This window comes from Campylobacter subantarcticus LMG 24377 (assembly GCF_000816305.1).
GTDB lineage: Bacteria > Campylobacterota > Campylobacteria > Campylobacterales > Campylobacteraceae > Campylobacter_D > Campylobacter_D subantarcticus.
In genome coordinates this window covers 693,126-705,284 of the sequence record NZ_CP007773.1, presented here as the reverse complement: position 1 = coordinate 705,284, position 12,159 = coordinate 693,126, and the positions used below count along the sequence as shown (strand labels likewise).

Annotated in this window: 8 protein-coding genes; 4 read left to right on the top strand and 4 right to left on the bottom strand. The window is 28.5% G+C overall.

The genetic code is table 11. The annotated features are described in order from the left end of the window. Nucleotides 1-2 precede the first annotated feature (2 nt). Genes dapA through rseP form a run of 4 tightly spaced genes read left to right on the top strand, consistent with a single transcriptional unit; the run spans nucleotide 3 to nucleotide 3,366 of the window. Nucleotides 3-899, top strand: a complete 897-nt coding sequence (gene dapA, locus CSUB8523_RS03780) for a 4-hydroxy-tetrahydrodipicolinate synthase (RefSeq protein ID WP_043019672.1) — start codon at nucleotides 3-5, stop codon at nucleotides 897-899. Continuing rightward, complete coding sequence (locus tag CSUB8523_RS03775) at nucleotides 899-1,678, top strand: enoyl-ACP reductase (protein ID WP_043019671.1); 780 nt, start codon at nucleotides 899-901, stop codon at nucleotides 1,676-1,678. The genes dapA and CSUB8523_RS03775 overlap by 1 nt, the downstream gene beginning before the upstream one ends. A gap of 49 nt (nucleotides 1,679-1,727) precedes the next feature. Then, a complete protein-coding gene (pgsA, locus tag CSUB8523_RS03770) occupies nucleotides 1,728-2,258 on the top strand; it encodes a CDP-diacylglycerol--glycerol-3-phosphate 3-phosphatidyltransferase (protein WP_043019670.1) in 531 nt (176 codons plus the stop codon). Between the two features lies 1 nt (nucleotide 2,259). Continuing rightward, the gene (gene rseP, locus CSUB8523_RS03765; RefSeq protein ID WP_043019669.1) at nucleotides 2,260-3,366 is read left to right on the top strand and encodes an RIP metalloprotease RseP; all 1,107 of its coding nucleotides are present in this window, start codon (nucleotides 2,260-2,262) and stop codon (nucleotides 3,364-3,366) included. Here the strand turns inward: rseP and CSUB8523_RS03760 are convergent. The 4 genes from CSUB8523_RS03760 to CSUB8523_RS03745 all read right to left on the bottom strand — a co-directional run bounded on the left by CSUB8523_RS03760 (nucleotide 3,363) and on the right by CSUB8523_RS03745 (nucleotide 11,955). Further along, a complete protein-coding gene (locus tag CSUB8523_RS03760; RefSeq protein WP_043019668.1) occupies nucleotides 3,363-4,193 on the bottom strand; it encodes an inverse autotransporter beta-barrel domain-containing protein in 831 nt (276 codons plus the stop codon). The two genes, rseP and CSUB8523_RS03760, sit on opposite strands and share 4 nt — an antisense overlap. 148 nt (nucleotides 4,194-4,341) lie before the next feature. After that, entirely contained in the window at nucleotides 4,342-6,189 is a 1,848-nt protein-coding gene (locus tag CSUB8523_RS03755; RefSeq protein WP_043019667.1) for a ShlB/FhaC/HecB family hemolysin secretion/activation protein, read from the bottom strand. A gap of 137 nt (nucleotides 6,190-6,326) precedes the next feature. Then, nucleotides 6,327-9,329, bottom strand: coding sequence for a two-partner secretion domain-containing protein (locus tag CSUB8523_RS03750; RefSeq protein WP_043019666.1), 3,003 nt, complete (start codon nucleotides 9,327-9,329; stop codon nucleotides 6,327-6,329). A 19-nt stretch (nucleotides 9,330-9,348) separates the two neighbouring features. After that, entirely contained in the window at nucleotides 9,349-11,955 is a 2,607-nt protein-coding gene (locus CSUB8523_RS03745) for a hypothetical protein (protein ID WP_052243665.1), read from the bottom strand. Nucleotides 11,956-12,159 lie beyond the last annotated feature (204 nt).

Below are 12,159 nucleotides of genomic sequence, written 5' to 3'. Positions count from 1 at the left end.
AAATGGACAATAAAATTATCATAGGAGCAATGACAGCTTTAATTACTCCATTTAAAAATGGAAAACTAGACGAACAAACTTATTATAAACTCATCAAAAGACAAATTGCAAATGGTATTGATGTAGTAGTACCTGTTGGAACAACTGGAGAAAGTGCAACTTTAACTCATGAAGAGCATAGAATTTGTATAGAAATTGCCCTTGATGCATGCAAAGGAAGTTCTTGCAAGGTCTTAGCAGGTGCAGGAAGTAACGCTACGCATGAAGCTGTAAGCTTGGCTAAATTTGCCCAAGAACATGGTGCTGATGGTATTTTAAGTGTTACGCCTTATTACAATAAGCCTACACAAGAAGGTTTATATTTACACTATAAAGAAATAGCAAAAAGTATTGATATACCTGTGCTTTTATATAATGTCCCAGGAAGAACAGGATGTGAACTTCAAACAGAAACCATTATAAAATTATTTAGAGATTGCGAAAATATTTACGGGGTTAAAGAAGCTAGCGGAAACATTGATAAGTGCGTAGATTTATTAGCACATGAACCTAGATTGATGCTTTTAAGCGGGGAAGATGCAATTAATTATCCTATACTTTCAAATGGTGGTAAAGGTGTGATTTCAGTTACTTCAAATTTACTTCCTGATATGATTTCAAAATTAACTCATCTAGCTTTAGAAGAAAAATACATTGAAGCTAAAAAAATCAATGATGAGTTGTATAATATTAATAAAATTTTATTTTGTGAAAGCAATCCTATACCTATTAAAGCGGCAATGTATATAGCAGGTTTAACCCCTACTTTAGAATATCGTTTGCCACTTTGCAAACCTAGTGATTGTAATTTAACAAAAATAGAAGCAATAATGAAAAACTATAATATAAAAGGATTTTAATGAATACTTTTTTTCAAAATAAAACTTTGGTAATTAGCGGCGGAACAAGAGGAATTGGCAAAGCTATTGTATATGAATTTGCAAAAGCTGGAGTAAATATAGCTTTTACTTATAATTCTAATGCTGACTTAGCTCAAGAAATTGTAAAAGATTTAGAGTCAAATTATAAAATCAAAGCAAAAGCATATAAGTTTAATATACTTGAACCAGAAACTTATAAAGAATTATTTGAAAAAATTGATCAAGATTTTGACAGAATAGATTTTTTCATCTCCAATGCTATCATTTCAGGTCGTGCTGTAGTGGGCGGATATACCAAATTTATAAAATTAAAACCAAAAGGTATTAATAATATTTTCACAGCAACCGTAAATGCTTTTGTAGTTGGAGCACAAGAAGCGGCCAAAAGAATGGAAAAAATTGGTGGAGGTAGTATACTATCTATTTCTTCTACAGGAAATTTAGTCCATATTGAAAATTATGCTGGACATGGTACTGCAAAAGCAGCGGTTGAAGCTATGGCAAGATATGCTGCAACTGAGCTTGGTGCAAAAAATATCCGCGTAAATATAGTAAGTGGTGGACCGATTGACACTGATGCACTCAAAGCATTTACAAACTATGAAGAAGTAAAAAACGCAACAATTAATCTTAGTCCGCTTAATCGCATCGGTGAACCTCAAGATTTAGCTGGGGCATGTTTATTTTTATGCTCTGATAAAGCAAATTGGATCACAGGTCATACGCTAATCGTTGATGGTGGTACCACTTTTAAATGATTTATTGCCCTTTTTTGGGGTATTTATATCACATAAGGATTAAACAAACATGAATTTACCCAACGCTTTGGCATTTATAAGGATACTATTAGCTCCTATTTTATTTTATTTATTAATTCATGATTTTGAAAATATCCATCCTAGTTGGGTAAATTATTTTGCATGTGTTGTTTTTGGCATAGCGGCTTTGACTGATTTTTTTGATGGTTATATTGCACGTACTTGGAACCAAACCACCAAACTTGGAGCCATTATAGATCCTTTAGCAGATAAAATGCTTGTTTTGGCTGCTTTTTTAGGATTATTACTCACTCAAAAAGCTGATCCGTGGATAATTTATATTATTTTAGTAAGAGAGTTTTTCATCACCGGATTTAGAGTAGTGATGGTCAGTGAAAAATTTGATGTAAGTGCTTCTTTTGCGGGTAAAATAAAAACAACCTTTCAAATAATAGCCATTATATTTCTAATCATGCAATGGCCTTTTGCTAATACATTATTATTTATTGCCTTAGTACTCACGCTTTATTCAGCTTTTGAATACATACTAGCTTATATAAGACATTTTAAAAAGGTATAATTTGAGATCATATTTATTTTTATTTATTATCTTAGCCATTGGCTTTAAATTTTATTCTTTTAGTTTTTTAATAACACTTCTAGTCATATCCTTTTTAATTTTTTTTCACGAACTAGGGCATTTTTTAGCTGCAAAACATATGAGGGTTGATGTAGAAATTTTTAGTATAGGTTTTGGAAAAGCTATTTTTAAAAAAACTCATAAAAATACAGAATACCGCTTATCTGCTTTACCTTTTGGTGGTTATGTTAAGCTTAAAGGACAAGACGATTTAAATCCTAGTGAGAAAAAATATGAGCCAAATAGCTATAATACTCTAAGTCCTTTAGCTAGAATTTATATACTTTTTGCAGGACCATTTTTTAATTTCTTCTTAGCATTTTTGCTTTACATAGCTATTGGTTTTTTAGGTGTGCAAAAACTTGCACCTGTTATTGGAGATATAGCGCCAAATTCAGCCGCAGAAAAAGCAAATTTGCAAATTGGAGATAAAATTTTATCCATAGATGGAGTTAAAATCCAAAGCTTTGAAGAAATTGGCAAACTTGTTCATATAAAACCAATTTTACTTGATATAAAACGCGATAATCAACTCATCAATATCACTTTAACGCCACAAATTGATCAAGGATATAATGAGTTTTATCAAAAAGTTCAAAAACCATTAATTGGTATAGCACCTAAAGGTGAGTTTGTTACTATTTATCATCCAGGAATTAGTAGTTTAAAATACGCTTATGAAGAAAGTATAGAAGCCTCTATGCTTATTTTTAAAGGACTTGCTAAAATCATCAGCGGGGAATTAGATGCTAAAAATATGGGCGGGATCATCACTATGGTAGATATAACCTCTAAAGCAGCAAACACTAGTATAGTAGTTTTGTTTTTAATCACTGCTTTAATTTCTATCAATCTTGGAGTATTAAATTTACTTCCCATCCCAGCACTAGATGGAGGACATATACTTTTTAACCTTTATGAGTTAATCTTTAAAAAAGAAGTTCCAAAAGTATGCTTTGAATATCTTAGTTATTTTGGCATGGCTTTGCTTTTAAGTTTAATGGTATTTGTAACCTATAATGACATCACTCGTTTTATGAACAATTAATAAGTCCTAGTAGCAAAATCATAACGATTGAATTTCCCTATATGATTTTTATGGTAAAGACTATTGTAAAATTGTTTACTTAAACTTTGTTCATAATTGAGTCTAAATCTTACCCACATTGCGGCTTGATCTTTAGCGCTAGTTTTTTCATCTTGATAATTAAGCGATAAATCTACAATAGAAATAGGAGAATAAGTAATGTTATACTGATATTGCAATTCTTTCATATTAGAATTAACACTTAAAACATTCAAATAAGGTAAATCAAACATTAAACCAAGTTCTGTACTATCTTCACTATCGTTTTCTTTTATATTATAATGATTAGCGTATACTTTAAAATAATGACTAAATTGAAATTCGACACCAAAACTATTTTTTCCATAAGCTTCTTTATACTGATCATTAAAATAATTAAAACCTAAATTAAAGTCATCAAATTCATAACGATTGATAAGTCCTAAAGAATATACTTGTTCTAATTGCCCTATTCTTACTTGCTTTTCCAAAAGTAAAGTAGTATTTTCATAATCTAGTATTGAATTAATATTTTTTATATTTACATTTAAAGTATTATAGTCTAAATTGGCCTCTGTTTTATCTTTAGAACTTAAATTCAAAACTTGTCCTAAAGATTTACTAGCAAAGGTTCCAAAATCAATATTTTGAGTTTGATATTTTTGTGGTTTTTGAAAAAATACTTGTTTAGAAATAATGTTTGATTTTTGATACTTACTAATATCAGCTTCACCTTCAATCAAGCTTTCTTCTAAATTTAAAGCAAATGAACTTATATATATACAACTTAAAAAAATGTATTTTTTCACTCATCCTCTATTTGTATCATATTTCTTATGAATGCAAAATTTCATTACTTATTATAAAATATTACCAATAACACTTAATGATAACATTATATTTTATGATACAGCTAATGAGTGATTTACAAATCACTCATTCCTCTTTAATAATTTTTCAAAAATACACCCCACCACTTAAATATAATTTCATTCTATGTTCATCATCATATTTATACTGATGTAGCGCTCTTGCTGCATCTAATTTTATATAATACTCATTTGCTTTATTATAAAGTATTTGTAAACCTATTGCATCTAAGAAATGTTCATTGCTTCTTCTATCTGATGATTTTTTTTCATACCAAGCATAACCTATATCATAAAAGGGAGTAAAATAAAAATTAGTATTTGGTAGATTAATTCTTATACCAAAATTAGCCACTATAGTATTATCTCCATCACCCTCTCCATTATCATAAGCTCTTACTCCATAAGCTCCACCCAAAGATGAACTCTCTGAAGAATCAAGTTCAAAATTCCCTAATACCTTTTGATAGTTAAGATTAAGTGTATGAGTAATGTATTCATTAATACTATAATAATTATTCACACTAGCATTTAATTTTCTAAACCAACCAAAGCCTTTATTAGATATAATATCTACACTATCATTATTAACCTTACCTATGCTTATTTTGCCAGCATAAGCAAGAGTATTGTTTTCAAAGCCTCTAAATAAACCTTCTAAACCCATACTCCCTACATTAGAATGCTTATCAAAGCTTATAACATCTAAACTAGTATCACTTAATATCTTATGATATATACTAGAAGTAAAGTATAAAGAAGAATAAGTATTAATCCACACAGGATAAGAAAAGTCTATACCAATATTTCTTGATTTACCACTAAAACCTAAACCCTCATAAATTCCACCTAAAGAATAAGTTCCTTGAGAAATACTTGGAGTAATTTTTAAATTTCCTAAAAAGAAAGTATAACTTGCTCCATAATTGATTTGTTTTTCATTGCTTGATTGTAAGTAAAAATTATAATAATCCCCCATATTAAGTATAGAATTAAAACCCATACTAATACCTGCTCTAATATCCCCTGCACTTTCAATACCATAATTATCAGCATATAATAATACATTAGCCTTGGTATCAGGCATTACTTCTATGACTACATCAGTCTCTCCTATATTCTCTCCTGCTTGTAATCCTGCTAGGGTTGTTATCCCATACATTTCATTGACTTTATATACACTATCTTCTATTAATGCAGTAGAAATGATTTTACCTTTGATTCTTTCATTAAGTTTATTTTCTATGAAATGATCTTTTATGCTAGTTTTATTCTTTACTACATATTTACCTAGTGTTCCTAAGGCTATATTAATTTGTACACTATCTTCAAATTCTTGTTGGGGCACATAAGCTGTTGCTGCAGGATAGCCATTAACTTGAAAATAATAAGCAATAATATTAGATATATCTTGTAAATCTTGTAAGTTTAATTTTCTTGTACTAAACTCACTAATGAGTAATTGTAAATCTTCTTCTTTAATACCTAGTTTTTCAAAGCTAGTATTTTTATTAGAGATGACAAATTTGTATTTGGTTTTTATTTTTTTGATGGTAGGGGTGTTATTGTTAGAATTAGTATTGGTTTGGTTGTTTGTATTAGTAGTATCATTAGTTGAGTTAGAATTATTATCATTTATACTAGTATTAGTTTTATCATTGTTTGTATTAGTAGTTTCCTCATTAGCTTCCTCTTCTTGTTGTAGTTTTTCTTTTAAAGCTTTCTTTTTTTCTTCAAAGTCTTTTTTAGCTTCTTGGCTTTTTATATAATCATCTTTGGTTTTTAGATTTTCTTTCAAAGCTTTGTTTTGAGGGAGGTTTCTATCAGGGGATAGCTCTATAGCCTTTTCTATATCATTTTTTACTATGGTAATACTTCCATTATTAGCATAAACTAAAGAGCTAATAGCTACAATACAAAGAGAGAGTTTTTTCATGATGGTTTTTCCTTTTTATTCTTAAAATCAAGAATTTTTGTTTTTATATTTATTGATCAATCAAAATAGTATTTAATATGAGCATTTATTAATATGCTCATTATTATTGCCAGGATATAGCTATCCTAGCAAAATATTTACATTCCACTAACTAAACAAGAATTCATAGTTTTATAATTATCACTTACTATACAAATTTTACCTTTTTGCGTCAATGAAGTTTCTTCTACTACTTCAACTTGTTCTTCTTCTTTAATAGCTTCATCTCCTTTTAGATTGAAAGATGAAGTTTGTTCAAAGCTTAGACTAGAACTACCTGTATCAGGGATTGATGGTTGATTAGGTATTTGCATATTAGAATAAAACAAATCATTTTTGATGGTAAAATCAGTATATTTAAATTGTTCTTTTATTTCTTGATTGTATTTTGTTGCAATTTTATCATTAATATCACTTATATATCCATCAAGTTGATTTTTATATTCTTTTATTTTTTTAGCACTTTCTGTAAAATCAAAATTATCAATTGATTTTCCTTCATTGAGTAAATTTACATAGTAATTGTATTTTTTCAATTCTTCTTCATATGCTTGTTTTATTGCATTAAATTCATTAACAATTCCTTGAGTTTCACTTTTAATAGTTGTTTGTAAATAATCTTTTAATGCTAAAGCTTTATCATACTTGTTTTTTAAATCACTTTCAAATTTATTTAAAAGTTCTTCCATTCCTTCTTGTTTGAAAAATTCATTTAAGAAATCTAAACTTTGTTTAACAGAATCAAGAGTGATTTTATCAGTTGGAGTAAATTTGATATTTCCTAGATCATCTATACTTACAGAATATTTTCCATTTAATATATCATTTAATATATCATTTAATACAGGAATATTTAGATCATCTTTATCTAGTTTAACATCACTACTAACACCTTCAGAAACATCTGGTTGTTCTGGTTTGCTTGGTGGGGTTATGGTTGGCGGGGTGATAGATGCACCAGTAACATGTTTTGCTTTATCTAGGAATTGTTTATAACCATCTGCTTCATCTGTATAAGTATGGAGGTTGATTTTATCATTCTGAGCTTCTTTATCATTCTTAACTTCGTTTTCATACTTACTACTAGCAGTTGCATTACTTAATGTTCCATCTTTATAATAAATGTGGATGTTGTTGAAGGTGGAAGTTACAGAATTTTTATTATCCTCATGGCCATAAAATTTACCTGCTTTATTTTCACGATTACGATCACCACCACTAGCTGTAATTTTTGCATCATCTTTAAAATACATGTAGATGTTTTCAAATTTAACGTTTCCAGTATAACTATAATATCCAGAAATACGCCCGACAAAACCACCTGCATAGGAATCATAGGACTCATCATTACTACTACTAATATTACCTATATCATTTAAAGAGATATTGGAAAATGTGGTATTATCAACAATAATATACCCAGCAAAACCACCTGCATAGGAATTATTACTACTACTACTAATATTACCTATATTATTTAAAGAAATATTGGTAAGTGTGGCTTTATCAACAACAACATGCCCAGCAAAACCACCTGCAGAGGAATTATTATTACTACTACTACTAATATTACCTATATTATTTAAAGAAATATTGGTAAGTGTGGCATTACGAACAACAACATGCCCAGCAAAACCGCCTGCAGAGGAATTATTATTATTACTGCTACTAATATCACCTATATTATTTAAAGAAATATTGGAAAATGTGGCATTATTACCAATCCGCCCAGCAAAACCACCTACATAGGAATAATCATCATTACTACTACTAATATCACCTATATTATTTAAAGAAATATTGGTAAATGTGCTATTATAAGATTCCCCAACAAATCCACCTACATGAAGATTACCATTGTTATTTTTTGCCTTTATACCACCACCCATATAATCTACATTGATATTTTTAAATGTAGCTTTATTAGCACTTCCAAATATACCAACATATTGTGGTTTATTGTCTAATGTTGTTGTATCTATATTAATATTTTTTAAAGTATATCCTTGTCCATCAAAAGTTTTGTTAAAAGCATTATTGTAATAATCTGTCCCAACTATCATAGAAGTACAACCAAGACCATCTATACAATAATTTGTATAGTTTTGACTACCTTCTTTGTTTTGTCCTTGATTACCACTAAAATCTATATTACCTACTAATCTAAATTCATCTATACTTCTAGTTTCTCCTTGATTTTCATTCCAACCCTTAGCAAAATAAAACCACTCTGTAGCATTAGCTTTTTCATCTCCCATATTACCTATGGTTAAAATCTTTTTGAAGTTAGAAGAATTTCCATTGCGTATTTGTCCATTAGTTTCTGTGTAATTTACATTGTTTATTGTTGCATTTTCACCAAATTTATAATCATCATTAGCAAATTTATTCATTTGTCTTTGTATATGGCCACCATTCATAGCAGTAACATCTATGGTTGAATTTAATTTTACATTATCTGCATCTATATACACATCATTACCTACTAAATGTGTTTTAGAATTTTCTTTACCTATTTTACCACTCTGTATATCCACCTTATTCCCTATAAGCAATACATCATTTGCATTAATATTACCCATATTTACTACATTACCTGCTTTTTGTGAGTTAAACACAGGAGAAAAGCTTGTTCCTGCACTTAAATCTTTTAAATTAGCAAATGTTTTCATATCAGCATCACTCATAGAAGAAGTTGAAGTCACAAAGCGATTAGCATTAATAGTTCCTGTTTTAGTAATGATTACTCCATTAGGATTGATTAAAAAGACATTATTACCACCTGCATTTAATATACCTTCTATGGTAGATTTACTTGTTCCATGAGCAATGTTTAAATAGTTTTTATTCTCACCTTTAAAATTAACTTGAGCTTTTTCTCCTATACTAAAACCACCACCCCATTGGATAACAGAGTTTGTTTTATCACCCGTTATATTCATAATATTATTGTTAGTGTTTATACTTCCACTTGTTCCATGTGTAAATTTACCTCCACTAGGTAATTGATTTGGTTTAATCTTAGTTGTTGCCATTAGTGGAGAGAAAAGTAAAGATACTGTTATACCTGAGAGCATGATATGATGTGTTAACTTTTTCATGTTAAATCCTTTCTAGCTTTTAATTTAAATTAACATAAATACTTTTAGCATCTTTGCTAACACTTAGGGTGCAATTAGCCTTTTGAGTTTTTGCTTTGATGTTTTGATGTAGTTTGTAATTGTTTTTGCTTATAGTGTTTAAAAGTTGTTGTAAATCTTGTTGATTTAATCTTTTATTATTAGCATTAACAAAGCCTTTTTCACTTTGCATTAGAACAAAGCTTTTGTTTTTTATCTCATTATTTGTATACACATTAATAGAACTATCTTTAGAAAGATAAATAGCTTCTTTAGCACTTAAATAAGCTTGAATATTATCTTTTAATATAAAGCTATAATGATCAAAGTTATTGATAGTATTTGTTGTTATGTTTGTATTTAGCACTAAGTGATTGTTAGTACCACTTTGATGCGTTAGAGCTTGTGATTTAAAGTTATTATCTTCTTGAATTCGTAAAAAGCTACCTGTTACTAATACTTTTGCATCAGTATGGTTAAAAATATTAATATCACCACTTAGATATAAAGTATTATTATAGCTTTTATCATTCTTACCATATACACCAGAAGCTGCTATGACAATACTAAAATTGTCTTTATACTCATCTATATTTAGATTATGTATATGTGTATAATTATCATGCGTATTCTTAGCTATACCTGCACTAATTACTATTTCACCTTCTCTTTTATTAGAAGCTGTGCCTAGGGTTATATTATCAAATATTATATTATTATTAGTGCTTTCATCTTTAGCCTTAATAATATATACATTATCCCTAGCCTTACTAGAATAATCTTTAATATTTAAAGTATTATCATTAGCCTTTTGATTAGCTCTTAGTATAACTTTAGAACCTTTATCTATATTAGAAGCATTGGTTAAGGATTGCACAAGATTATAATTAATAGTATTTTTTTCTAAATTATCAGCTTCTATAATAGCAGTTAGATTTCTACCTGATTTTACATTATCTAAAACTATGCTATTAGCATAAGCACTACTTGCATAATAATCTTTATTATCTAAATTAGCTTTAGAAACTGCATATAAAAATAAAGGCATAGCAATATTTGAGTTGTTAATAACAATGCTATTATTATTTGCCTTAGAACTTAGAGTTTGTGCTGCTATGATTTGAATTTTATCTTGGTTATCTTCAACAGTAAGTCCTTGGGTTAAATCTCCATCAATATGAATGCTATTTCCACTAGCTCCTTTAGTCGCTACCCCTCCATAAATATTAAACTCATTTTTTCCTGTAAAATTAGAATTAATCTCAAATGGCTTTTTAAGATGAATTCTAACACTATTATCATTAGCTATACCATTATTAGTTACACCTGCATAAAAGTCTAAGAGTGCTTTTACTTCTATATTATTATTAAGTTCTAATAAGGTTTGTAAGTCTTTGATATCTATGGTGTTTTTATAAGCATTACCTTTCATAATCCTACCACCAAATATCTCACCTACTAATACAGCATTATAAGCTAAAGGAGTATTTTTAGCATCTACTCTTAAGTCTAATTGTAAATCATTTATAATAACACTATTTCCTCTTACCTCATAGCTTTGATTATTATTAACATCCACAAAGCCACCTGCCATATGTGTAGCAGCTGAAGTAGAATATGATCCACTTGGACCATGCACAATTAATGAAGCACCATTAATAAGTAATTTATTATTATTTGCATTAGCATTATAAGCTATAGCTCCAACCACATGAGTCATTCTTTCATCAAAAATATCACCATCATTTAAAGCACTTTGCTGATAAGGAGTAGTATGAAAGTCTATCTTTACTCCATCATTTAATATTACAGTATTATTATTAGTATTAGCATCTATACCAAAAGCACCTACTATATAAGGTGCTCCATTTAAGGCTAAGGTATAAGTGTTCTCAACACCCATATTCACATAGGCATCTTTTAAGAAATTTAAAGTATTATTGCTCGCTTCACCTTTTCTAGCTATAGCAGGAGTAATTAAAAAATTATATTTATTATCCAAACCACTAGCCTTAGGATTGATTACTTCTTTATTGGTTGGTTTTAAATAATATACTGAAGATAATTCTCCTGCTTTTAATACTAAGGTATTATTATTTGCTTTAGCATTAAAAGCATAAGCAGAAACTAAAAAAGGTATATAGCTGATTTGATTCATGGTGGTGTTAGAAGAATAAGCTCCATGAAAGCCATTAATTACAAAAATATCTTCTTTAATGCTTGGAGTGAGTATGTCTTGTCTAAAATGCAATGCACTAGTATTATCTTTAGGATTATCATAAATTAAAGTAATATGAGATAGATTTTTATTACTAGCCATTTGACCATAGAAGTTTTTACCATTTAAAAACTTATAAGTATTGTTTGTATAATCATATACATCATTATTATTAAATTTATGCTTTGTGATAATATAAGCATTAGAACTTTTATCATAATCTGCCTGAATAGCTGCTTCTAAAGAACTTAATGAAAAAATAGTAAATAAAGAAAGTTTTAAAAGATTGAAGTTTTTAAAGTTTTTTAAAGAAGCTAAAGCACTTAAGCCAAAATGAAAATTATCGTATCCCCCCCCCGTGAGGTGATTTTTAGGTGTGTTTATATACATTGAAAAAGTCCTTTCAAAATAATTAATATATTTAATCAGCCTGTGTTTGTTTATATATGTTGCAGCAATTACTACAAATATATTATTAATAACAATGCAATACTAACATTGAAATTATAAATTTTTAATTAAAGAAAATTTATAAAATAAAATATTAACATAATACCTAAAGTATTATAATGGTTTGTATGTCTTGGGAGATAA

What these genes read in the sequence shown, in the direction of transcription:
- dapA (WP_043019672.1), top strand. Translation starts at nt 3, where the DNA reads ATGGACAATAAAATTATCATAGGAGCAATGACAGCTTTAATTACTCCA.
- CSUB8523_RS03775 (WP_043019671.1), top strand. Translation starts at nt 899, where the DNA reads ATGAATACTTTTTTTCAAAATAAAACTTTGGTAATTAGCGGCGGAACA.
- pgsA (WP_043019670.1), top strand. Translation starts at nt 1,728, where the DNA reads ATGAATTTACCCAACGCTTTGGCATTTATAAGGATACTATTAGCTCCT.
- CSUB8523_RS03755 (WP_043019667.1), bottom strand. Translation starts at nt 6,189, where the DNA reads ATGAAAAAACTCTCTCTTTGTATTGTAGCTATTAGCTCTTTAGTTTAT.
- CSUB8523_RS03750 (WP_043019666.1), bottom strand. Translation starts at nt 9,329, where the DNA reads ATGAAAAAGTTAACACATCATATCATGCTCTCAGGTATAACAGTATCT.
- CSUB8523_RS03745 (WP_052243665.1), bottom strand. Translation starts at nt 11,955, where the DNA reads ATGTATATAAACACACCTAAAAATCACCTCACGGGGGGGGGATACGAT.